Below are 21,937 nucleotides of genomic sequence, written 5' to 3' on the forward strand. Positions count from 1 at the left end.
CCCCAGCACTTTACTAATTACAGTGCTCCTGCGGCTGTTTTGTCAAAAACGCCGCCGCTCAAATGAGTTGTCACATTCATCGCTTGTAATACTGGCAAACCATCGGGGCCGTGGGGATAATCAATCACGCTAACGGCTCCGTTTCCTTGTTTGAATTTCCAGAAATGTTCTGGTTCTAAACCGAATAGGTGGCAGAGAATAGCTTTGTTAATGGCATCGTGAGCAACCACAATCCCAGTACCAGAAACAGAATGTACAATTTCTCGCCAAGATGCGATCGCCCGAGTCCAAACGTGCTGCAAATTCTCTCCTTCGGGCATTTGCACTGTTTCAGGAGATGTTTTCCATTCCTGTAACAAACCCGGATAGGATTGTTCTATTTCTGATTCAAACTTTCCTTCCCAAAGCCCGTGGCTGATTTCTCTCAACTCGTCGCGGAGTTCCAGTTGTAAACCGCCGTGATATTGGAGAATAATTTCCGCCGTTTCTTTCGGGCGCAGCATGGAACTGCTGATCGCAAAATCTAATTTTACATCCTTGAGAAATTCTGCCGCTCGCCTGGATTGTTCGCGGCCGTTATCGTTAAGAGGTACGTCAATTTGCCCTTGAAATTTACCGGCTTTATTCCAGTCGGTTTCCCCGTGACGCACCAGCAACAAGCGCGGCCCTTGGTGTCCGTCCCTTGGTTTGGGAAAAATTTCCCCGGTATGGGAAGTTAAATTGACCGATTCTAATTGAACTGCAAGTTTCTTTTTTTGTTCTCCGAGTTCGTTGTTAGTAACAGGGGAAGTTCCAAAATTAATGACGCTAATTCCGCAATTTGACTGTTGAATTGATTGATAGTAATCCGGGGTAATTTCCGACGCGGTGGCGATGAGAGCGCGGTTGATTCCGTTGTGACCTATTACTAGAATTGTGCCGTCTTGGTGGCGCGATAAAAGTTCTTGCCAAAAATGACGGGCGTTAGCAAAAATTGCCAATACGGGAAAGTGTTCGATTTCTCCGTCAGCAGATGGCAGTTTCATGGAAAATTTGTCTGGCTGTCTTTGCCACTGCTGATATGCTTCGGGGAATTTGTCGATCGCATCTTGGCGCAGCATTCCTTCCCACAGAGGCAAATCGATTTCCATCAAATTATCAGTTGGGTGGAGTTGTGGCGGATTTGTCAAGCGCGACAGGATGATTTCCGCTGTTTCTTTGGCTCGTTGCAGGGGACTGGTATAGGCGGCATCAAAGGCGATACTGCTGAGTGTGTCGCCTACTTGCAGGGCGGTGTTGCGGCCTGCTTCTGTCAAAATTGATTTATCGAGGCGGCCTTGGATGCGGCGTTCTTGATTGTAGGTGCTTTTGCCGTGACGGACTAAGATAATGCGAGTCATTCGATTTTAGATTTTAGATTTTAGATTTTAGATTTAGCCTGCTACCCCGCTGCGGTTGCGCCGTGCGGATATTACCTCATACATCGCGGGTGCTTATGCCGCACTACTCCTGTAGGGTGCGCCATAAGCACCGTTGGGCTAAGGTGTGAACCTTACGTATACATGGCGGAGCGAGGATTTGTGGCGTAAGTCTTGTTGAGGAGAGTCAAAAAGATGAGCCAGTGAAATTTTACCAGTTGTCGGGATACTCTCGTCTTCAACGACCTATGATTAAAGACGGAAAAGATTTAGCCACGGATTCGCGCGGGACGGAAAAGCAGGAATGACACTGAAGCGGGTGATTTTAGGTATTTTAACGGCGATCGCGATCGCCCTGGTCGGTTTATCTTTACTTGCTAGTTGGAATCAGCCGCAAATTCAAAGCCGGCTGGAACTCTACCAAACAAATTTGCTGCTGCACGCCTCGGAGTGGCAAGGAGACAATAATCAGAGTGCTAATTTAAGTTCGGCGCGCAACAATATTGTCGGTGCAGATCCTTTAAATACGGCTTTGACGCAATATCAAGCAGCGCGAGACTCGACTCGCAAAACTCTCGAAACAACTCAATCACAATTTAAAGGAATTCAGTCTGCCATCGCCTCCAAGTCGCCTGACAATACTCTGAATTTGGCTCAAAACAAGGCTTTGTCAGAGTCTATCGATCAACAGTCAGTGCTGCTAAACGAACTTGAGTTGCGCTTGGGAATTTTGCAAGCAAGCAGTGGCAAAACTGAGGCGGCGCTTCAAACTTGGAAAAATTTAGTTGAGCGCTACAAAACTCAAATAGATGACGATTCTTCGGTGGTAACTGCTCAAGTTTTAACGGGAATTTGGAGCAATCCGGCTCAACTGCTGCCGGATGCCGAGCCGCGCATTCAAAAGTCTTTGGATGGCTGGTTTCGCTATCGCGCTCTAGCTCAACTTTACAAGCTGCAAGAACGTTCTAAAGAGCTGGTGGCCCTCCAAGCAGCAGAGCAAGTAACGGCTGAGCAAGCTGTAGAAAAGTTGGCACTTATTGTTGGCGTTCCGGCGATATCACTTTGTATTGGTACGGTTTTGCTGGTTGGTTTGACCGTGCAGTGGTTGTTGCAGCGGAAGCAGTTAGATACAGCAGGTTCCGGCCCGGTGTTGGCGCGAAATGCGAGCTTGACTTGGGATGTGCCTTGGGACGGTGAGATTGTTTGGCAGGTGCTTGTGGTCGGCTTTTTCTTTGTCGGGCAAATCTTGATTCCCTATTTGTTGCTGCCAGTTTCTCTGGCTGTTTTAAAACTCAATCCTGCTACTTTTGACCCGCGCGACAAGGCTTTTTATATCTTTGCTACTTATGTGTTGCTTTCGGCTGGGGGGCTTTCGGTACTGTATTTTTCGGTCAAGTCTTTTTTGCCTTTGCCGGAAGGTTGGTTTCGGATTAATTGGCGGGGAAGTTGGTTTTTGTGGGGTTTTGGCGGCTATTTTGTTGCTTTGCCTTTGGTCGTTTTAGTGTCGCTGATCAATCAGCAATTTTGGCAGGGACAAGGCGGCAGTAATCCGATTTTGCCGATCGTTCTCGAAGGTAGGGATAACGTGGCTTTGGCGGTGTTTTTCGGCACTGCTGCGATCGCCGCTCCGGTTTTTGAGGAAATCGTGTTTCGGGGCTTTCTGCTGCCTTCTTTGACTCGCTATTTGCCTGTTTGGGGGGCGATCGCCGCTTCTGCTTTCTTGTTTGCCGTGGCTCACTTGAGTGTCTCTGAGATTCTGCCTTTGGCGACTTTGGGTGCGGTTTTGGGGTTTGTGTACACGCGATCGCGCAATCTCCTCGCTCCTATGCTTCTCCACAGTCTTTGGAACAGCGGTACTCTCCTGAGTCTGTTTCTTTTGGGCGGCGGCGCGAGTTAATTCGGACGGTTGTTAATAATTGTGAATTAATCGGTTTTTTTTGACAGCGATCGTCAGGGCGATCGACTCTTGCCATAAATAGCAGTAGGCTGCTCGGTGCGCCCCTGATATCTAGTCCGGTAAAATAACTGGAATTTCATTAGGGGCGGGTTCACCCTAATCTGTAATATCAGCCACCGATCCAGATCGACCCGCCCCGGTTCCTTACTTTAGCGGAAAAACAGGGTTTAACATGGAAGTAATATCTTGTCGGCTGATGATTGAGAGACTTACCCGGGCGATCGTACCAAGCGGAAGTTGACAATCCGGCTAATTTATAGCTAAATTTTAATTTAGGATGAGGCTTAAACCCAATGAGCAATTTGAACAGCCGCAAGTTAGAGGGAACGCCGAGTTGGATGCGTTTCGCACCCTACGCAGCCTTGGGCATTTTAATATTTTCTCTCAATTCAGGCAGCGAACTCAATTATTTCTTGAGAGGCTACTTGGTGATTCTACAGGCTCAAGTCGGTATAGTTCTGCTGTATTTTGCGATGTCTAAGTTTCGCAAAAACCCAAATAAATGAGTAAAAATTAGTAAGATTACTTAGGTCGATCCTTTAAGGTCGCGCATTAAAAGTAGATCGCAGAAGTAAAAATAAAAAACTGGGGAAAGTAAAAATGGTAAAAGATAAAACCGTAGCAGTTGTGTTAGCTTTCTTTGTAGGAGGTTTCGGAGTTCACAAATTTTATTTGGGCAATAACTTAGCAGGGGTATTATACTTGCTATTTTCTTGGACATTAATTCCGTCAGTGATCGCATTTTTCGATTTTATCGGCCTGCTGCTGATGTCGGAACAAGCTTTTCAGGTTCAGTACAATGGCGGCACGTTGCCGTCTGGGTATGCCCTCAGAGCAGCAAAAGATGTAACAGGGGCGATCGGCGAATTGAAAAAACTTTACGATATGGGCGCAATTACGGCGGAAGAATATGAAGAAAAACGCCAAAAATTGCTGCGAGAATTGTAATTAAGAAGGAAGTTCGGCAACGGATTATGTAACGGATGTAACGGATGTCAGGAAGAAGGAAGTTCGGCAACGGATTATGTAACGGATGTAACGGATGTCAGGAAGAAGGAAGAAGAAAGCCCACTCTCTTAAAAAAGTGGGAGTGAAATAAGTAAGTGTGAGATCACAACTATTATTTAAGGATAAAATTAAAGTGTCTCAAGATTTATACTGGCTGCGTCAAACTCCCAACTGGGTGTGGTATGCTTTTATTCCCTACTTCGGCGGATTGGCGATCGCCTATGCAGGTCAAAAGTCAAATATTCGCAGTTGGATGGGATGGGGTGTTGCCATTACTTTAGCAGCACTAGCGGTATCTTCTTCAACTAATTTGGGTACGATCGTTTGGGTCGCTCAAATTGTTACTGCTTTTAGTTTGAAAAAGCGCTATCTCATCAAAACCGCACCTAGAGGCTTACTGGTTCCTGCAACTGCGACAAATGCCGAAGAACTGGCAAACGTGCGCGGCAAAATAGATATTAATGAGTGTACCAAAGACGATATGGTCAGAATCTTGGGTTTGCCGATCGTCTACGCCAACGATATTGAATCTTTGCAAAATGAGGGCTACATTTTTACCCACGCCGAAGAGTTATCAGAAATAGCCGGAGTTCCCGAAAGTCACGTCAGACGCATCGCCCCGATGATTTGTTTTAGCTACAATTATCAAAAAGAATTGCAGTTTACTTGGAAACGGTTAAATATTCTTTCGCCGGAAGAGTTGATAGAAAACGGTTTAGATCGGGTTGTTGCCGAAAAAATAGTTAGAGAAAGGCAGAGAAAAGGCGCTTACAAATCAGTTGTCGAAGTCAAGCGGCGGACGGGACTGCCTTTCGATTCATACCGCCATATTTGTTAATTGGCCGTTGTTAGCACAAACAACTTATGACAACACAATTAGACTTTGACCGACAAAAATTGTATGATACAGATTACCTGAGATGGATTGAAACCACTGTGGAAAAGTTGCGGGTTCGTGACTATTCAAACATGGACTGGGAAAATCTGATTGCAGAAATAGAAGACATGGGGCGAAGTGAACGCCGGAGTTTAGAAAGTAATCTGGTGGTAATTCTCCTGCACTTGCTCAAGTGGCAATTTCAACCGGATCAAAGAAGCGGTAGTTGGAAAGGCAGCATTCTGGAACATCGCAGACGCATTCGCAAATCTCTGAAAGATTCCCCCAGTCTCAAACCCTATCTTGAAGAGGTCTTAGTTGAATGTTATGCGGATGCAGCAGAACAAGCAAGTGCTGAAACTGGATTGTCTTTAGAAACGTTTCCGAAATTATGTATGTACACTGCGGCCGAGGTTCTAGATTCTGACTTTCTGCCCGATTTTATGCCTGATGAGATGATTCAAGGGTAGCATGGCAAAAAAACTCGATCGCCTCCTGGTAATTGACATTCAATGCACCGGCTGGCAAAAATCTCCCCCAGAAGGCGGGCTCAGCGAAATTATAAAAAAAGTATTTATCCTCTTGACATTTACACAAAAAAATGATATTTCAATATATTGTGAAACTCCTACTTTTCCTTAGCATCAACTCCAAGCCGGGGTAAGTTTTCAAGACTCTGCCTTAAATATCAGTGGTATTCTATCAGAATTATTATTGAAACGGAAAACGACACAATAGTAGCAGTACCACTAACATCACACTTATGTCTGACTCTCCTCCATCCCCAATCTCCCCAGAAGCCGCACCGGAAAGTGCTGCTACCGAAAACCGCAGTTCCAAAACTCGGCAACTGTTGGGCATGAAAGGGGCCGCTAGCGGGGAAACTTCCATCTGGAAGATTCGCTTGCAACTGATGAAACCGATTACCTGGATTCCCCTGATTTGGGGCGTGGTGTGCGGGGCGGCCTCTTCTGGAAACTATGTTTGGAATCTAGAGAATTTCTCGATCGCAGCAGCTTGTATGTTGATGTCAGGGCCGTTGCTGACCGGCTACACTCAAACTTTGAACGATTTTTATGATCGAGACATCGACGCCATTAACGAGCCCTACCGTCCAATTCCCTCCGGGATTATCTCGATTCCCCAAGTAGTAACGCAAATTTTGGTATTATTAGCCGCTGGCATTGGGGTGGCTTATGCTCTAGACTTGTGGGCGGGCCATGAATTCCCGATAATGACTGTTTTGACTCTCGGCGGCGCGTTTCTAGCTTATATCTACTCTGCGCCCCCGCTGAAACTCAAGCAGAATGGCTGGTTGGGAAATTATGCCTTGGGTGCTAGCTACATTGCCCTGCCTTGGTGGGCTGGTCAAGCTTTGTTTGGTACACTAGATCCCACGATTATGATTTTGACCCTGTTTTACAGTTTGGCAGGGCTGGGGATTGCGATCGTTAATGATTTCAAAAGTGTTGAGGGCGATCGGCAATTAGGGTTAAAATCTTTGCCAGTGATGTTTGGCATCAGCACTGCAGCTTGGATTTGCGTGTTGATGATCGACATCTTTCAAGCTGGGATTGCAGGCTACCTGATCAGCATCCACCAAAACCTTTACGCTGTCATTCTGCTGCTGCTGATAATTCCCCAAATTACTTTTCAGGATATGTACTTTTTGCGTAATCCCCTGGAAAATGATGTTAAATATCAGGCAAGTGCTCAGCCTTTCCTGGTTTTGGGTATGCTGGTAGCAGCCTTGGCACTGGGTCATGCGACTTAAGCAGAGTTTTGAGGTTTGAGTTAAAAAATTTTGAATTCAAAAAATCTAATTCACTTCTCAAAAAAATACCAAGCTCTGCAACGTTAAGAAAAGTTTTGAATTTTGAGTGGTGAATTAAAAAGTTTTTAATTCAAAAAACCTAATTCAAGGCAGCGTGTTATTCAAGAAAAAATGTTGAATTAAAAATTAAGAATTTAAGAAAGCTAGCTTTTTTAATTTTTAATTTTTAATCGGACTTGATGAGGTTTGAAGGTCTGAACGTGGCAGAATTTTTCTCAAATATCAAAGATACATTGAGCAAAGTCACTAACGCAATAAGCGGTAATTCCGATCGAGAACCGCCGAAGGCTGCGAAGGGCAATAAGCTCAACTCGCCGGAATCCGAGGCGGAATTTTATACACGGACAAGGGATGAGCGATCCGAGTATGTGGTATCAGAAGATTCTGCGCCTCTAGAAGAGTCAGAATATTTAGAGTCAGAATATTTAGAGTCAGAATATTTAGAGCCAGAATACGCTCGATATCCAATAGTCAATCGCAATTGGCAAGGGTTGAAGCGCTTAATTGCTTGGTTGGAAATTGAACCTCAAGTTACCAGCTTGCAAACCAAGGGAAAAGAATTGTTGCGGCCGGGATTAAGTTTGCTGGGAACTAAATCACCCCAAAAATCGGATAGTAGCGAATTGCCGGAAAATAGCGCATCGCCGAACACCCAACTGCAGATAAATACGGCACTACAGGAAAATAGCGCACCGCAGGAAAATACTAAAAAACGTATCCCCCGCCGCCCTAGATTTTGGATAAGTTTAGGTGTGGCAAGTATAGGCGGGGGCGCTTTAATCTACGGTTTATGGATTTTGTACACCTTAGACAAAGGTTTGCCAGATGTTAACGATTTGTCCGCCTTTAACCGCGACGGGACACTGACAATTAAGGCGGCCGATAATACGATTTTGTTGCAGTCGGGGCCTGCAACTAGAGATAAACTGAAACTTCAAGAAATTCCCGAACTGTTGGTTAAAGCTTTTATTGCCATAGAAGACCGCCGTTTTTACCAACATCGCGGGGTGGATTATCAAGGTATTGTGCGATCGATTGTTTCTAATTTGATAGCGAGAGATTTAGTGCAGGGCGGCAGTACAATTACGCAACAATTGGCTCGCGTTGTTTTTCTTAATCAGGAAAGAAGTATTAAGCGGAAGGTTCGGGAAGCTCTTTTAGCTCAGAAAATAGAGCGTGAGTTGAGTAAAGACCAAGTTTTAGAAAGATATTTAAATCTGGTTTATTTGGGTTCGGATGCCTACGGAGTGGCAGATGCAGCTTTGGTTTTCTTTAGCAAAACAGTCGATAAATTAACTTTGGCAGAGATGGCAACTTTGGCGGGTTTGCCGCCGGCACCGAGCGAATATTCGCCTTTGGTTAATCCGGATATTGCTAAGAAACGCCGCAATCTTGTGCTGCAACAAATGCAGCAAGCGAATGTAATTACAGAGGCTCAGGCGATGGCGGCGATGGCGGAACCTATCGCCGTTAAACCAAGTCCGCCGAAGCGATTTAAAGTAGTCGCACCTTATTTTGCTAGTTACATTCGGAAGGAATTGCCACGCTATGTTTCTGAGGATGCTTTGGAAGCTGGCGGTTTGACTGTCGAGACGACGGTGGATTTGAAGTGGCAGAAAATAGCGGAACAGGTTGTTAAAAATGCGATCGAAGTTGATGGCCGCAGTCAGGGCTTTGAACAGGCCGCTTTAGTTTCTATGGACACTAAGACTGGGGAAGTTAAGGCGCTGGTAGGAGGTGGAAATTTTAAGGAAAGTGAATTTAACCGTGCTACGCAGGCTTTGCGGCAGCCCGGATCGACGTTTAAAGGGTTGGTTTATGCCGCGGCGATGGCGGCTGGTTTTTCTCCATATGACGGTTACGAAGACGAACCAATTATTATCGACGGCTATCAACCAAATAATTATGGCAAAAAATTTAGCGGTTGGCGATCGATCTCGGATGCTTTGACACGTTCGGTGAATGTCGTAGCTGTGAAGGTGTTGATGGATGTGGGGTTTGAACCGGCGATCAAAGTAGCCAACGATATGGGAATTAAGTCGAAATTGAGTCCGATTTATTCCCTAGCTTTGGGTTCTTCGGAGGTGAATTTGCTGGAGTTAACCAATGCTTACGGTACTTTAGCCGCGCAAGGGAATTTTATTGAAGCCCACGGAATTAAGCGGGTGATTAATCAGCGGGGAGATGTGATTTATCAGGCTAATTTTAAACCGAAGCGGGTTTTGGATAAGGATAGTGCTGCGATTACTACTTGGATGTTGGAGGGCGTTGTCCAAGACGGTACGGGGGGGCCTGCTGCTTTAAACGATCGCGCTGTAGCAGGCAAAACTGGTACTTCGGAAAATGTCAGGGATTTGTGGTTTATTGGTTACATTCCACAGGTTGTGACTGGGGTTTGGCTAGGGAATGATGATAATTATCCCACCTGGGGAACTAGCGGTACGGCGGCGTATAATTGGCGCGATTTTATGAGTCAAGCTGTTAAGGGAATGCCGGTTGAGAAGTTTCCGAAGTTGCCGGAGTTGGAGGGCCGCAAAGGCAGTATTAAGCCCAAACCGGTGGAGCCTAAGAGGATTATTCGGGGGATGATTGTGAATGAGGATGGTGCGATCGTACCTTACAATCCCAATCCTCAACCCCGGTATCGCGAGTGGCAAGAACCTGCTTATCAAGAACCTGCTTATCAAGAGCCTGCTTATCAAGAACCTGCTTATCAAGAACCTGCTTATCAAGAACCGGGATATTAAACTCTCGGTTTGGAGTAAGGGTTTTAGTTTTTTTTCAATTGCTTTAGCCTCACCATAAAAAATCCGTCCATGTGATGTGTGTGCGGCCAGACTTTCACCCATCCTTCGGGTGATGGCTGTACGGGTAAATCAATTGTTGGCGGTTCGATTTGCCAGTGAGGATTGCTGTCTAAGAACGATCGAATAACTGTTTCATTTTCCAAGGGATGAATTGTGCAAGTTGCATAAACTAATACGCCGCCGGGCTTGACAAAAGTCGCTGCATTTGCGAGCAATTCCGATTGCAGTTGAGATTGTTGTTGAATGTTTTCGGGCGTGTGATGCCACCGGGCGTCGGCGCGGCGGTGGAGGGTTCCGAGGCCAGAACAAGGTGCGTCTAGTAAAACTCTGTCTGCGAGGTTAACAAACTCTGGGAAATGGCGGCTGTCTCCGGTATGAATTTTAATGGATTTCATCTTGAGTCTGTCTGCATTTTCTTTAAGTTTTTTGAGTCTGCTGGCGGTTTTGTCGCACGCATAAATTGTGCCTTCATCCTGCATTAATTCGGCGCTGTGGGTGGTTTTTCCCCCCGGCGCGGCGCAGGCGTCGATAATGGTTTCCCCTGGCTGGGGCCCTAGTAAATGGGTGACTAATTGAGCGCTGCTGTCTTGGATTGTCCACCAACCTTCGCTGTATCCGGGGAGGTTTTGAATTGCGCCGATGCTGCCATTTAGTCTTAATGCTTGTGGCAAGTGTGGGATTCTGCTAGTTGAGATGTTTTGGGATTTGAAGGCAGCTTCGATTTGGGCGATCGAGCTTTTTAAGGGATTAATTCTCAGGTCAATTGTGGGGGATTGGTTGAACCATTCACAGAGTTGTTCGGTTTCGGTTTCGCCTATTTGTTCGATCCACAATTTTACCAGCCATTCGGGGAAGCTGTGCAGAATTCCTAGGCGTTCGACGGTTGATTTATAATTCGTAACTGTTAATGGGTTTAAGTTGTTATCTGTTAAACGGATGTATTGGCGCAACAAACCGTTGACAAAACTGCTGAGTCCTGAAAATCCGTTTTCTTTTGCTAGTTGAACGGTGGTGTTGACGGCGGCGGAGGGGGGAATATGGTTGAGATATTCGAGTTGATATAAGCCTAAATGTAAGATGGTGCGGAGTTCGGGCGGTTGTTGGGAGGATTTCTTTGTGGCTAGTTTGTCGATGATGAAGTCGATCGATCGCATTCTCCTGACGCTACCGTAAACTAATTCTGTCACTAAACGCCGATCGAGGTCGTTGAGTTGAGAATTGCTGAAAGCGCGATCAAGGGCGGCATCTGCGAATGCACCGCGGCGGTGGACTTCGCGGAGTGCGAGAAAAGCTATTTGGCGGGGATTTTGCATAACATATTACATAAAAGGACTTACACAATGTTAAGTGTATAGTGTAAATTGCTGCTTATCTAAATTATTGCAAGTTTAGTTTTCAGCTTGTTCGGGTTTTGTTGAAACTAACGGTTCTAATAAATTGCGTTCTTCGATCGCAAGTTCTAGCAAAACTCGTCTGTCGCCCTTGGTTTCCTTATAGCGGACAGCCGCTTTCAGCAGGCGGATGGGAATTTGGAATTGTTTGTAGTTGCTGGTTGGTTCTCGCCACAATTCTAACCAAGTGCGTGCGGCTTGGTCGCTTACCATTTCTGACATTAGCAGGGGGATATTTCCCACAATTCCCTGTCCTAAGACTGAGAGATATTCGTATTTTTTGTAAACTGCAATCAGGCTGGTGATGCGAGTTTGAGATATCGGTATATCGTGCGTGTTGATGAACAGGTTGCGGATAATTAAATCGGCATCTTCTGCATAAGCTTCCTCGTCTGGTTCTAGGCGTTGGAATGCGTCGTATAACGCGCCGATACCTGCATTCCAATGATTTAATCCGAGAAGGGCAATAGCGCGGTTGAACAAGGCATATGAAGATTGATCACCAAGTTCGATCGCTTTGTCGCAAGATATTAAAGCTTCTTCATAGCGTTTGAGGTTTTTGAGTACATTGCCTCGTAAAACCCAAGCCAACTGATAATTGACATCAAGTTCGATCGCCCGATCGTAATATACTAAGGCTTCTTCATAGCGTTTGAGGTCGTCGAGTACATGACCTCGCTGAACCCAATTCCACTTATCATTGGGGTCAAGTTCGATCGCGCGATCAAAAGATACTAAAGCTACATCGTAGCGTTTTAAGTTGTTGAGTACAATGCCTCGGAAAGCCCAAGCCCACCGATCATTGGCATCAAGTTTGATCGCCCGATCGTAAGATTCTAAGGCTTCTTCATAGCGTTTGAGGTTTTTGAGTACATTGCCTCGTAACACCCAAACAGGCGAATCATTGGCATCAAGCTCTATCGCCCGATCGTAAGATTCTAAGGCTTCTTCATAGCGTTCGAGGTAGTTGAGTACATTACTTCTGGTAGCCCAAGCCCACTTATAATTGGCATCAAGTTCGATCGCCCGATCGTAAGATTCTAAGGCTTCCTCATAGCGTTGGAGGTTGTCGAGGACATCCCCTCGCTGAACCCAAGCCCACGGATCATTCTCGTCAAGTTCGAGCGCCCAATCGTAAGATTCTAAGGCTTCTTCATAGCGTTCGAGGTTGTTGAGTACATCACCTCGCATACGCCAAGCCCACTGATAATTGGCATCTAGTTCGAGCGCCCTATCGTAAGATTCTAAAGCTTCTTCATAGCGTTTGAGGTTGTCGAGTACATCGCCTCTGCTAGCCCAATCCCACGGATCATCCTCGTCAAGCTCGAGCGCCCGATCAAAGGATTCTAAGGCTTCTTCATAGTGTTTGAGGTTGTTGAGTAGATAACCTCGCTTAGCCCAATGCCACGGATCATACTCGTCAAGTTCGATCGCCATCTCGTAGGATACTAAGGCTTCATCATAGCGTTTAAGACTTTCGAGTACATCGCCTCGATTCGCCCAAGCCCTCGCATAATTGGAGTCACTTTCAATAGCCTTATCTAAACATTCTAATGCTTCATCGTAGCGTTCCAGGCTATTTAAACAGCGTCCCTTTTCTCCCCAATCCCTTGCCTCGCCGCGACTTGCTACCAATTTTTCCGCATATTCTAAAGCTGAAACATAGTCTTTCTGTTCAATACAATTTTCAATTTCATCAAAATAAGCCTTCAGACGCGGGTCTTCCTCATTTCTCTCAATAGCCTCCAGCGCCCGCGTATAATATTCTCGTTCCATGACAGCATCAGGTGGAATCGGTTTCAAACCTGGCCGATACATAAAATGACTTTCTTTCTCCGCCAAATCAACATCCGCCATCCTCAATCCCAATCGCTGCTGCAACTCTTGCCGCGTATACCAAACCCGAATAAAATCCACAATTAATCGAATCGGTTGATTGCGCTGCTTCTTTACCTCCAGACAAAAACGCATCAATGGTTCCCGCAATTCATACCAAGACTCTCGTCCTATTTCTTCAGTTTTGACATAACCCTTATCTCGCAAATCTTTAAGTTGGCTAGATACAGTTCGCTGCTCGATAAAACAGCGTTTAGCAATTTCTTTGACTGGTGCGCCCCCCCCTCTATCGCACAAAAAATCAACAATTTTTCGCTGCTGATTTGATAGATATTTCATCCGATCCTGATAGTAAGGCGTGAGGCTATCCAGCATTTCCATAAACGGTTCTACCAGTTTATCGAGCGATTCTGGAGTCATCAGAAAATCAGAAAAAATAATATAGACGCGAGGATTGCCACCAGAAAGGTAATGCACAACTTTAATGCGATCTCGCCCTGTGGGAGTTTGAATAAAAGATGCTAAATCATTATTTCCTTTTAAGTTGGCAATATGATTTAATAAAGCTACAGCATCATCGAGCTTAAACTCATCTAATTCATGTAAATCAAAAAAATCATAAAAAGGATTATTAGAGAGCTTGACTCCATCAAACAAGCTTTGTGATGTTGCCAAAAGTGTCAAAAATGAATAATTTTGAATATACGCCCTCAACTGCTTCTGCCCGAAATCCCCCAAGCCGCTAAACACGTCCTCTAAATTTTCGACAATCAACAACAGCACCCGCTTGCCAACAAAGTCTCTCAGCAATTCTGCGGCCTTAAATTCAGCTTGCTCCGGCGACAAATCATAAAGCTTTTCAACATCATTCTTTAACTGAGCTTCATATTCTGGCTTATATTCTTTAGCAATTGCCCGGAATATTCCCCGCAATAAATCCAAAAAAGACGCAATACTATGCCACTCTTCTTCGTGCAGCCACGCAATTAGCAATTTATCCTGCAAATCTTCCATCTTAGCTACGCGATTATAAATCAGGGAAACCAAGTGCGTTTTGCCCATGCCACGCGACCCTATTAGTAGTTGAAAATGCTTGTTATCTGTTAGCGCGCTCACCCGAATTAGCTTTACTAAATGTTCTGCCAGTGCGTGACGCTGTACTAAGATAGCTTCCAGGGTTTCTGGTGATATCAAGCTAGGAGTAAATTGAGAGATAAATGTATTTTTCATAATATCTATTGGGTTTAACTGGTTCCCAGGCACAGCCGGGGAACCGATATCTAGAGGCTCTGCGTCGTCGGTTGCGGAGGAAAACAGGAGGCAGAGCCTCCGGATCAGCCTCCCCAGGCAGAGCCGGGAAGGAGAAAATGCTTGTGAGACAAGGCTTTTATAATTTATACGTCTAATTTACCATAAATTTTAAAAATATACGTTAGTTTTGTTGTACATTTTTTAAAGCAGTGTTAGACTGCCCTTAACAAGCAAACAAGCGCCCCTAGCTGTTACTAGAGACGCTTTCGATCGCTTGTTTTTTTCAGAGCGACTGGCTGCAACCATAAACGCTCGTCAAGTTCCCATTTTTACGGTCTTTGTACAGACCAAGGAGTTTATATGTCTGATTTTAGCACCAACCAAGTCATTCTGGTTTCTACGGCTCCAACTGATTCGGCAACACCGCCTGAAACTGGAGGTTTCATGCCTTTACTGATGTACGGAGGAGTTGCAGTAGCCGTGATTTTTGCGATGGCTTACTTTTCCCAAACTTTGCTCAACTCGATTACTCAGTTGACCAAAACCCTGAACAAAAAACACAAATAATCACTGGTTCCCTGGTTCCCGGGCTCTGCCTGGGAATCGATATCCAGAGACTCTGCCTCCCAAGTCTTAGACTCGCGGGAGGCAGAGTCTCCAAATCTACCTCCCCAGGCGGAGCCGGGGAACAAAAAAAAATATAAAAAATCTTCTTTAAGACTTGTTAGAATACACAAAACTTCATACTTTCCCCAACACTGGATGACCTTTTTCAACGCCTCCGAACCCCTAATCCGCTGCAAACAGGAACATCTCGACGTACAAGACCGCGAAGGCCTGTTGCAACTCCGCTGGCAAATTGGAAATATTACTCTTTTCTCAGGACTTTATACCCGCATCGACCAAACTTTTCTGCTTTGGGGTTTGGTGACAGGGGGGATTTTTTTTACCGCTCAGTTTTTCCCCATCAGTTGGAGCTTTCAGGCGATTCTGTGGTCAACTTTGACTTTAGTTGGCACTGCGGGAATGGCTGTTTTGACTTTGTTTTGGGTAAGAGTCGAGCGAGTTAGCTGGATTCTTTACTCTTGGGCGATTTTGATGATAACTGGTTTGGTTTTGACGGATTGCAGTATTTTTGCCGGTTGGGGAGGTTTGTTGCTGCACCTTTGCGATTTGTGGTTGGGGTTGAGCGCGATCGGCTATTTGTTGACGGGACTCGGTTTGCGATCGCGCACTTTTCTCCTGATTGGACTAACTCATTTATTTAGCATCCCTCTATTAACTTTTGTTGCACCTTGGCAATATCTAACCACAGGAATAATTATGGCGGGCTGTTTGTTGTTATTGTCCGAATTGCAGTGGGATATGCGATCGCCGATCGACAATAGTTTGCTAAGCGCAGAACAGAAAGAATTTAATAGAAGTCAACAGCAACTGCGACAGAGTGGCGCGATTGTATCCAAATAAATCACAAATGTAAAGAATTCTGTACGAGTGCTGACACTTTCCACAAATCGTACACAATAGTAAAGATACAGCATAAATAAAAAACAAACTTTAACCAGAACAGGTGTTTTGCTGTTTTACCTGTGAATCGCCAACATTAGGGGAACGGTGTCCGGGAGGCGACTGGCTAACAATGCTGTACTTGCGACCATAAAAGTTAATTCCGGTTGAGAGTAGTTGTTAAAACAAAAAAAGTGGTGCAGGGTTTTTACCGTTTCCCCTGCTTCGCAGTCTCTGAGGAGAGGCTAAACCCTCTACTAGAACAGCCCGACGAGATTGACACAGGTTTTGACAGTTGCTCAGACCGATTTTTGAGTTCAGTGTTTAAGAAAATTGAGGAAATGCTCGCTGACGAGCATTGCAGGACTTAGGATTAAATAAGTCCTGCTTTAGTTTAGAAAATTTAAGTTCTGTTTTACTCTGACGTGCGTTTTTGCAATATTTCCCTTACTTCCATTAAAATCTGGCCCAACATATTTTTGCCGCTGCCATCTTTACCGCAACCCCAATAGTAATCAACAGGGGAATTTTCGACTATTTCCTCATCCGCTGTAGCAAGTAAAATTTCTCTAATTTCAGGATGAGTTTCAAATTTGCGGAGTACGGCTTTTCGCATGATATCATCTTTTACTTCTTCCCAATCTTTGCGGAGGGGACGAGAGCGATCGCGCCCCATTTGTGCGGCATCTTTCGGCGTTTTTGCTTGGCGAATTTGGTCACAATGAGCCGTTTTGGGAAACTTGTGTGCTTGAAAATAATGTTCAGTAGTTGGCCAATATTCTCCGTCTAACTCGAATCCATGACTGGAAAAATTAGAAAAACAGCCGTATTCGCTGCGAGTGCTGTAAAAGTAGATAGTCATAATGTCTGCGATTTCAACCGCCCTAATAATTTTGGTCAACCGTCAGTTTTACCTCTCTTGATTCTGCACTATCTTCAACCGCACATCAATATCTTCAAGATGGGAACCAATGTAAGACAGCAGGGCATAGATAAATACGATCACCCCTACCATTTCCAAAATTTCCTCAACACAAACCATCAAACCGTATATCAAGTTTCGTTTAGTTACCGCATCTGCATAATAGCCAGTAACCATTTCCATGCCAAGTGCTCCACCCACATATATACTGCCTGCTAGTAAGAAAAAGTTCCTTGTTTTCCGGGGTAGGTGCCGGAGAAACTTGAGATAAGCCAGCGCAGTAACCCCAACAAAAATCGCCCCCGGAATTACCCAAATGAAGTAAAAAATTCCCCCTAAATGCAGTGCCTTTCGCAAGTCGTTAATAATTAATATTTCGTGCAGACTCAATATTTCATCTAAAGAAAAAAATACAAACATGAACGCCAGCGCTTTCCAGTGCCCAAAATACCGATCGCCCTGCTTCTTCTTAGCACTAGCAATAATACCTAGCAAAATCGCGCAAAACAGCAAAGTAAATGACGAGTACCACGAAGGATAATTTATTTCTTGGTCTAAGTTAAACAAACTAATCCAGCGTTCTTTATAGTTAAAACCGTAGCGCAGGACTTGTACGATGCAACCAGCAACAGCAAAGAAGAGCACCCAAATGCTGAGAGAGAAGGCAACTCTCTTCGGCGAAACAGAAATAAGGAATTTCATCAAGTTTTTGATAAACTAGAACAAGCAAAATCAAACTATAAAGTAAAAAGTCAAAAATCGCAAGAGCGGCGCAATCCGCCACCTCGGATTTTTATCTACAAAAAATCACCAATCACTGACAATGCACGTTCAAATTGAAACCTTCACTGTCCGCAAGCGGTTTGCCCTTACCATCAGCCGCGGTACAACAGCCCAAAGTACGAATTTATGGGTAAAATTAGCACACGAAGGCATCGAAGGTTGGGGAGAAGCATCGCCCTTTTCCACAGGTTCTCGGCCCCAAACTACCGAAATTCTGCTAGTCGCATTGCAGGAAGTTGCACCGCTGCTAGAAAAGTTTACTCCCTTCGATCGCCAAAAAATCGAACAAGTATTAACAGAGGTAAACTTACCCTCAGCCGCCCGCGCCGGTATAGACATGGCAATGCACGACTGGCTGGGCAAAAAAGCAGGCTTGCCGCTGTGGAAAATGTGGGGATTAGATCGATCGCGCATCGTCCCCACCTCCGTCACAATCGGCATTAATTCGCCGTCTGGTGCAAGAGAAAGAGTGCACGATTGGTTTGGCAAAGATGCGACAGATCCAGCAACCATCAAATACCGCGCCGTCAAGGTTAAATTAGGAAATCCCGAAGGAATCGAAGCCGACAAAGCTATGTTAACAGCAGTGCTAGACGAGGCACCCGCTAACATTAAAATCAGTGTAGATGCTAACGGCGGTTGGAGTTTAAAAGATGCAGCAGAGATGTGTCACTGGCTGGAAAAATACCAGATAAATTATGTCGAACAGCCGCTTTCACCCCTCGCCGATATGAATGAATTCTCAGAACTGTACCGTCAATCGCCCCTGCCAATTTTTGCTGATGAAAGTTGCTTTAATAGTTCCGATATACCCAAGTTAGCGCAGTGCTTCCACGGCATCAATATCAAAATGATGAAGTCAGGCGGATTGACCGAAGCAATGCGGATGATTCACACAGCCAAAGCCTGCAATTTGCAAGTAATGTTCGGCTGCTATTCAGATAGCGCGATCGCAAATACAGCAGCAGCACAACTTTCACCGCTAGCTGACTATTTGGATTTGGACAGTCACTTAAATTTATTAGACGATCCTTTCACCGGTGCGATCGTCGAAAATGGGTGTTTGCTGCCAAACGGGCGATCGGGATTGGGAGTGCAGCGAGTTGAGATTGTAGAATAGAAGTCTCGTTAAACAGTTGACAGTTGACAGTTGACAGTTGACAGTTGACAGATAAAAATAAATCTGGAGATAGTATGATACCAGTAGAATCAATTGGACAGGGAATCGATCGAGAAGCCAAGCTTTTCTTTGAAGAACACAAGCCGCCGACTGATTTAATTTTTGATGATGGTGCAGAAATGGAAAGCAACCGCCACCGTATAGCAATGACCGTTTTAATCCGTTCTGTAGAACAAGGTTTAGCTAACCGCAACGATTTTTTTGTCGGTGGCAATATGTTTATTTATTACAGCGCTAAACAGATTCGGAATCAGGATTTCCGAGGCCCGGATTTTTTCGCTGTGTTGGGTGTTGACAGCAATACTTCCCGACAAGGGTGGGTAGTTTGGGAAGAAAACGGACGTTACCCGGATGTGATTGTGGAACTGCTGTCGCCGTCAACGGCAAATCAGGATACAGGCAAAAAAAAGGATATTTACGAGCAGGTTTTTAGAACTCCTGATTACTTTGTTTTCGATCCTTTCGCTCCGAATTCTTTGCAAGGATGGCGTTTAGATGCCAGCCGGCGCTATCAGCCGTTAGTGCCCAACGAGCGGGGTTGGTTGTGGTGCGAAACGTTAGGTTTTTGGTTGGGCACTTGGGAAGGAATTGTCGATCGAGAAACAGCAACTTGGGTGCGTTTTTTCGATGAATCTGGCAATTTAGTTTTGTTGCCGGAGGAAGCCGCTCAACAACAAGCCGAAGCCGCTCAACAGCAAGCGGAACAGGAACGCCAGCGAGCCTCGCGACTAGAGGCCAGATTGCGAGAATTGGGAGAAGATCCGAATGATCTTACCCTGAACCAAAATCGCAGCTAACACCCAATCGATTTTAGATTTTAGATTTTAGATTGAAGCTAAAATCTAAAATCCCCCATCTCACAAGTAAATCAATGACTAAAAACTATCCGATCAAAAATGGCCAAGTTGCAATCCTGCTGCACGAGGGAATTCTCGGTTCTTCCGGGAAAACAGGTTTAGCATTTTTGCGCTACAGCGAAGCACAAATTGTAGCAGTAATAGACCGCCAATGTGCCGGACAATCTTTACCTGAATTAACTCGCCTTCCTCAACAAGTACCGATAGTTGCTTCCGTTGCAGAAGCACTGCAATTTGCGCCGGATATTCTGCTAATTGGTATCGCTCCTTCCGGCGGGGTTTTGCCTGCGGAATGGCTGCCAGAAATTAATCAAGCGGTAGCAGCAGGTTTGTCAGTTGTCAACGGTTTGCACGCGAAACTTGCACCTTTGATAACAGTTCAGTTAACCGAAAATCAATGGATTTGGGACGTGCGTCAGGAACCGAAATCTGTCGGTGCGATCGCCTCTGCTGCTGCGGCTAAATTAAGTTGTCGCCGCGTGTTAACCGTCGGCACAGATATGAGTGTTGGCAAAATGTCAACCAGTCTGGAACTCAATCGCACTTGCTTGCAGCGGGGTTTGCGTTCCAAATTTTTGGCAACCGGACAAACTGGTTTAATGATCGGAAATGAAGGCCTTCCTTTGGATGCAGTGCGAGTTGATTTCGCCGCTGGTGCTGTCGAACAAATGGTGATAAAATTGGGTTCTGAATGCGATATTCTGCACGTAGAAGGGCAAGGTTCGCTATTGCATCCGGGTTCGACGGCGACTCTGCCGCTGTTGCGGGGTTCGCAGCCAACTCACTTAATTTTAGCGCACAGAGCCGGCCAAACTAGCATTCGCAATCACCCGCACGTATCGATTCCCAGGTTATCAAAAGTGGTTGAATTGTACGAAATGGTTGCTGCCGCTGCGGGTGCTTTTTTAGGGGGAAAAGTGAGCGCGATCGCCCTCAACACTCATCACTTAAATGAGGCAGATGCGCTGTTAGCAATAGCTGAAGTTCAAGCAGAAACGGGATTGCCTTGTACCGATGCCGTAAGGTTTGGCGGGGAGGTTTTGTGGGAGGCGATCGACAGTTGATCTGCTACAATCAACACCAACCAGCAAATAGCTACATAAAACTATGACACCAAGCATTCAAGCAAAAACACTGACCCTGCACGATGTCAAAACAAAATTTAACTTCCAACTTTGTGAAGACGAGCAATTCTTCCGGGAGTGGATTGACGATTTACCTGAAATTACTGATGAAGAAAAGCGATATTTAGACAAAGTAAAGGCTGGCTATACTAACAGTGCCAACCACTCCATGATAGAAGATACCGTGAAAATGGTGGTACTTGCTCCATTGCTATTTTTAGCAGATTTATACCTGAATCCCTTTCATATAGAAGCCGAAAAATCGGTGGAACTTGTCACCGTGGATGAAGGTATACTTGTCAGAGGAAGTATTGATGTTCTGCTTTTAATTGAATCTTTTTGGGTGGTTGCGCTCGAAGCGAAGCGAGCACAATATTCCGTTGAAGCTGGACTTCCTCAGTTACTATTTTATATGCTGAATGACCCCAGTCCAGAACAAGTAACCTTTGGGCTTTTGACAAATGGCAGCAGTTTTCGATTTATCAAAGTGACCAAACGAGACATACCGCAGTATGCCGTGTCTAAACTTTTCGATATTGGGAGTCAAGGAAACGAACTTTACGAAGTTTTTCGCATTTTGAAGCGACTAGCTGGTATAATTGCGAGTAACACATCTTCTACTTAAATACATAATAAGGCTGTGGACAACTCAAACTAAACGAGACAGCCAACAAAAATCACAATGAATGAAAATTCTTTGGAGTTGCCGTCTGAATGCGCCATCCGCCCAGCATCAGCTCAAGATATCAAATCAATTAGAAAGTTAGTGTGGAGCGCAAGACTCGATCCAACTCAGTTGCGCTGGGAGCAATTCTGGGTCATCGAATGCGAGGGAAAATTGGCAGCTTGCGGGCAGTTGCGGAACTTTGCGGGCGTGCAAGAATTAGGCAGTTTGGTGGTAGCGAAAGATTGGCGCGATCGAGGTTTGGGAAGCTACCTCACAAAATATTTAATTCAACAAGCTACAGAACCGCTATATTTAGAATGTTTGGGAAAGCGACTCGCATCATTTTATACTCGCTTTGGCTTCGTAGAAGTTTCCGTACAAGAATTGCCGCAGTCGCTTAAATTCAAGTTCGGTTTGTCTCAATTAGCTAAAACTTTATTCAAAATTCCTGTAACAATTATGCAGTATCAAGCAGGTTGTCTATAATTATGACTTTTATGAATTTAAGATTCTGAATTTATGAATGGATTTTAAGTTCGA

Annotated in this window: 19 protein-coding genes; 14 read left to right on the forward strand and 5 right to left on the reverse strand. The window is 45.0% G+C overall.

Annotation, left to right across the window (positions count from 1 at the left end; all coding sequences use genetic code 11):
• Positions 1-17 precede the first annotated feature (17 nt).
• Positions 18-1,379 carry a histidine phosphatase family protein gene (locus tag QUA74_RS02550; protein ID WP_333324650.1) on the reverse strand — a complete coding sequence of 454 codons (1,362 nt, stop codon included), beginning with the start codon at positions 1,377-1,379 and terminating at the stop codon, positions 18-20.
• A 322-nt stretch (positions 1,380-1,701) separates the two neighbouring features.
• Here QUA74_RS02550 and QUA74_RS02555 point away from each other — a divergent pair, with 322 nt between their 5' ends.
• The 7 genes from QUA74_RS02555 (at position 1,702) to QUA74_RS02585 (ending at position 9,820) form a co-directional block, all read left to right on the forward strand.
• Positions 1,702-3,294, forward strand: a complete 1,593-nt coding sequence (locus tag QUA74_RS02555; protein ID WP_333324652.1) for a type II CAAX endopeptidase family protein — start codon at positions 1,702-1,704, stop codon at positions 3,292-3,294.
• A 353-nt stretch (positions 3,295-3,647) separates the two neighbouring features.
• Complete coding sequence (locus tag QUA74_RS02560) at positions 3,648-3,860, forward strand: hypothetical protein (RefSeq protein ID WP_333085335.1); 213 nt, start codon at positions 3,648-3,650, stop codon at positions 3,858-3,860.
• A 94-nt stretch (positions 3,861-3,954) separates the two neighbouring features.
• The gene (locus QUA74_RS02565) at positions 3,955-4,302 is read left to right on the forward strand and encodes an NINE protein (RefSeq protein WP_333240887.1); all 348 of its coding nucleotides are present in this window, start codon (positions 3,955-3,957) and stop codon (positions 4,300-4,302) included.
• 193 nt (positions 4,303-4,495) lie between these two features.
• Complete coding sequence (locus QUA74_RS02570) at positions 4,496-5,200, forward strand: helix-hairpin-helix domain-containing protein (RefSeq protein ID WP_333324654.1); 705 nt, start codon at positions 4,496-4,498, stop codon at positions 5,198-5,200.
• A 26-nt stretch (positions 5,201-5,226) separates the two neighbouring features.
• Positions 5,227-5,709, forward strand: coding sequence for a DUF29 domain-containing protein (locus tag QUA74_RS02575; RefSeq protein WP_333324656.1), 483 nt, complete (start codon positions 5,227-5,229; stop codon positions 5,707-5,709).
• A gap of 293 nt (positions 5,710-6,002) precedes the next feature.
• A complete protein-coding gene (gene chlG, locus QUA74_RS02580; RefSeq protein ID WP_333324658.1) occupies positions 6,003-7,013 on the forward strand; it encodes a chlorophyll synthase ChlG in 1,011 nt (336 codons plus the stop codon).
• A 239-nt stretch (positions 7,014-7,252) separates the two neighbouring features.
• Positions 7,253-9,820: a penicillin-binding protein 1A gene (locus tag QUA74_RS02585; RefSeq protein WP_333324785.1), complete on the forward strand. Its 2,568-nt coding sequence runs from the start codon at positions 7,253-7,255 to the stop codon at positions 9,818-9,820.
• Between the two features lie 23 nt (positions 9,821-9,843).
• On the opposite strand, the gene QUA74_RS02590 is transcribed toward QUA74_RS02585, so the two are convergent.
• Positions 9,844-11,193: a 16S rRNA (cytosine(967)-C(5))-methyltransferase gene (locus QUA74_RS02590; RefSeq protein WP_333324660.1), complete on the reverse strand. Its 1,350-nt coding sequence runs from the start codon at positions 11,191-11,193 to the stop codon at positions 9,844-9,846.
• A 75-nt stretch (positions 11,194-11,268) separates the two neighbouring features.
• Entirely contained in the window at positions 11,269-14,337 is a 3,069-nt protein-coding gene (locus tag QUA74_RS02595; protein WP_333324662.1) for a tetratricopeptide repeat protein, read from the reverse strand.
• Between the two features lie 381 nt (positions 14,338-14,718).
• Here QUA74_RS02595 and QUA74_RS02600 point away from each other — a divergent pair, with 381 nt between their 5' ends.
• Complete coding sequence (locus QUA74_RS02600; protein WP_333032811.1) at positions 14,719-14,925, forward strand: hypothetical protein; 207 nt, start codon at positions 14,719-14,721, stop codon at positions 14,923-14,925.
• A gap of 195 nt (positions 14,926-15,120) precedes the next feature.
• Positions 15,121-15,825 (forward strand): hypothetical protein, encoded by a 705-nt coding sequence (locus tag QUA74_RS02605; RefSeq protein ID WP_333324663.1) that lies wholly within the window; start codon positions 15,121-15,123, stop codon positions 15,823-15,825.
• 454 nt (positions 15,826-16,279) lie between these two features.
• Here the strand turns inward: QUA74_RS02605 and QUA74_RS02610 are convergent, their stop codons facing one another.
• Together QUA74_RS02610 and QUA74_RS02615 are read right to left on the reverse strand one after the other, a co-directional pair.
• Complete coding sequence (locus tag QUA74_RS02610) at positions 16,280-16,726, reverse strand: NADAR family protein (protein WP_333324665.1); 447 nt, start codon at positions 16,724-16,726, stop codon at positions 16,280-16,282.
• Positions 16,727-16,774: 48 nt separating this feature from the next.
• Entirely contained in the window at positions 16,775-17,488 is a 714-nt protein-coding gene (locus QUA74_RS02615) for a hypothetical protein (RefSeq protein WP_333324667.1), read from the reverse strand.
• Between the two features lie 121 nt (positions 17,489-17,609).
• Here QUA74_RS02615 and QUA74_RS02620 point away from each other — a divergent pair, with 121 nt between their 5' ends.
• The 5 genes from QUA74_RS02620 to QUA74_RS02640 all read left to right on the forward strand — a co-directional run bounded on the left by QUA74_RS02620 (position 17,610) and on the right by QUA74_RS02640 (position 21,883).
• Positions 17,610-18,689: a dipeptide epimerase gene (locus tag QUA74_RS02620; protein WP_333324669.1), complete on the forward strand. Its 1,080-nt coding sequence runs from the start codon at positions 17,610-17,612 to the stop codon at positions 18,687-18,689.
• Positions 18,690-18,763: 74 nt separating this feature from the next.
• Positions 18,764-19,546: a Uma2 family endonuclease gene (locus tag QUA74_RS02625; RefSeq protein WP_333324671.1), complete on the forward strand. Its 783-nt coding sequence runs from the start codon at positions 18,764-18,766 to the stop codon at positions 19,544-19,546.
• A 74-nt stretch (positions 19,547-19,620) separates the two neighbouring features.
• Positions 19,621-20,670 carry a DUF1611 domain-containing protein gene (locus QUA74_RS02630; protein WP_333324673.1) on the forward strand — a complete coding sequence of 350 codons (1,050 nt, stop codon included), beginning with the start codon at positions 19,621-19,623 and terminating at the stop codon, positions 20,668-20,670.
• Between the two features lie 43 nt (positions 20,671-20,713).
• Positions 20,714-21,355, forward strand: a complete 642-nt coding sequence (locus QUA74_RS02635; RefSeq protein WP_333324675.1) for a type I restriction endonuclease — start codon at positions 20,714-20,716, stop codon at positions 21,353-21,355.
• 57 nt (positions 21,356-21,412) lie between these two features.
• Entirely contained in the window at positions 21,413-21,883 is a 471-nt protein-coding gene (locus QUA74_RS02640) for a GNAT family N-acetyltransferase (protein WP_333324677.1), read from the forward strand.
• The last annotated feature ends 54 nt before the right edge of the window (positions 21,884-21,937 follow it).

This window comes from Microcoleus sp. LAD1_D3, assembly GCF_036702135.1.
Taxonomy (GTDB): domain Bacteria; phylum Cyanobacteriota; class Cyanobacteriia; order Cyanobacteriales; family Microcoleaceae; genus Microcoleus.

Bases quoted from the DNA above. Each gene is read 5' to 3' on its own strand.
- QUA74_RS02550 (WP_333324650.1), bottom strand. From the start codon at position 1,379: ATGACTCGCATTATCTTAGTCCGTCACGGCAAAAGCACCTACAATCAA.
- QUA74_RS02555 (WP_333324652.1), top strand. From the start codon at position 1,702: ATGACACTGAAGCGGGTGATTTTAGGTATTTTAACGGCGATCGCGATC.
- QUA74_RS02560 (WP_333085335.1), top strand. From the start codon at position 3,648: ATGAGCAATTTGAACAGCCGCAAGTTAGAGGGAACGCCGAGTTGGATG.
- QUA74_RS02565 (WP_333240887.1), top strand. From the start codon at position 3,955: ATGGTAAAAGATAAAACCGTAGCAGTTGTGTTAGCTTTCTTTGTAGGA.
- QUA74_RS02575 (WP_333324656.1), top strand. From the start codon at position 5,227: ATGACAACACAATTAGACTTTGACCGACAAAAATTGTATGATACAGAT.
- chlG (WP_333324658.1), top strand. From the start codon at position 6,003: ATGTCTGACTCTCCTCCATCCCCAATCTCCCCAGAAGCCGCACCGGAA.
- QUA74_RS02585 (WP_333324785.1), top strand. From the start codon at position 7,253: ATGAGGTTTGAAGGTCTGAACGTGGCAGAATTTTTCTCAAATATCAAA.
- QUA74_RS02590 (WP_333324660.1), bottom strand. From the start codon at position 11,193: ATGCAAAATCCCCGCCAAATAGCTTTTCTCGCACTCCGCGAAGTCCAC.
- QUA74_RS02595 (WP_333324662.1), bottom strand. From the start codon at position 14,337: ATGAAAAATACATTTATCTCTCAATTTACTCCTAGCTTGATATCACCA.
- QUA74_RS02600 (WP_333032811.1), top strand. From the start codon at position 14,719: ATGTCTGATTTTAGCACCAACCAAGTCATTCTGGTTTCTACGGCTCCA.
- QUA74_RS02605 (WP_333324663.1), top strand. From the start codon at position 15,121: ATGACCTTTTTCAACGCCTCCGAACCCCTAATCCGCTGCAAACAGGAA.
- QUA74_RS02610 (WP_333324665.1), bottom strand. From the start codon at position 16,726: ATGACTATCTACTTTTACAGCACTCGCAGCGAATACGGCTGTTTTTCT.
- QUA74_RS02615 (WP_333324667.1), bottom strand. From the start codon at position 17,488: ATGAAATTCCTTATTTCTGTTTCGCCGAAGAGAGTTGCCTTCTCTCTC.
- QUA74_RS02620 (WP_333324669.1), top strand. From the start codon at position 17,610: ATGCACGTTCAAATTGAAACCTTCACTGTCCGCAAGCGGTTTGCCCTT.
- QUA74_RS02625 (WP_333324671.1), top strand. From the start codon at position 18,764: ATGATACCAGTAGAATCAATTGGACAGGGAATCGATCGAGAAGCCAAG.
- QUA74_RS02630 (WP_333324673.1), top strand. From the start codon at position 19,621: ATGACTAAAAACTATCCGATCAAAAATGGCCAAGTTGCAATCCTGCTG.
- QUA74_RS02635 (WP_333324675.1), top strand. From the start codon at position 20,714: ATGACACCAAGCATTCAAGCAAAAACACTGACCCTGCACGATGTCAAA.
- QUA74_RS02640 (WP_333324677.1), top strand. From the start codon at position 21,413: ATGAATGAAAATTCTTTGGAGTTGCCGTCTGAATGCGCCATCCGCCCA.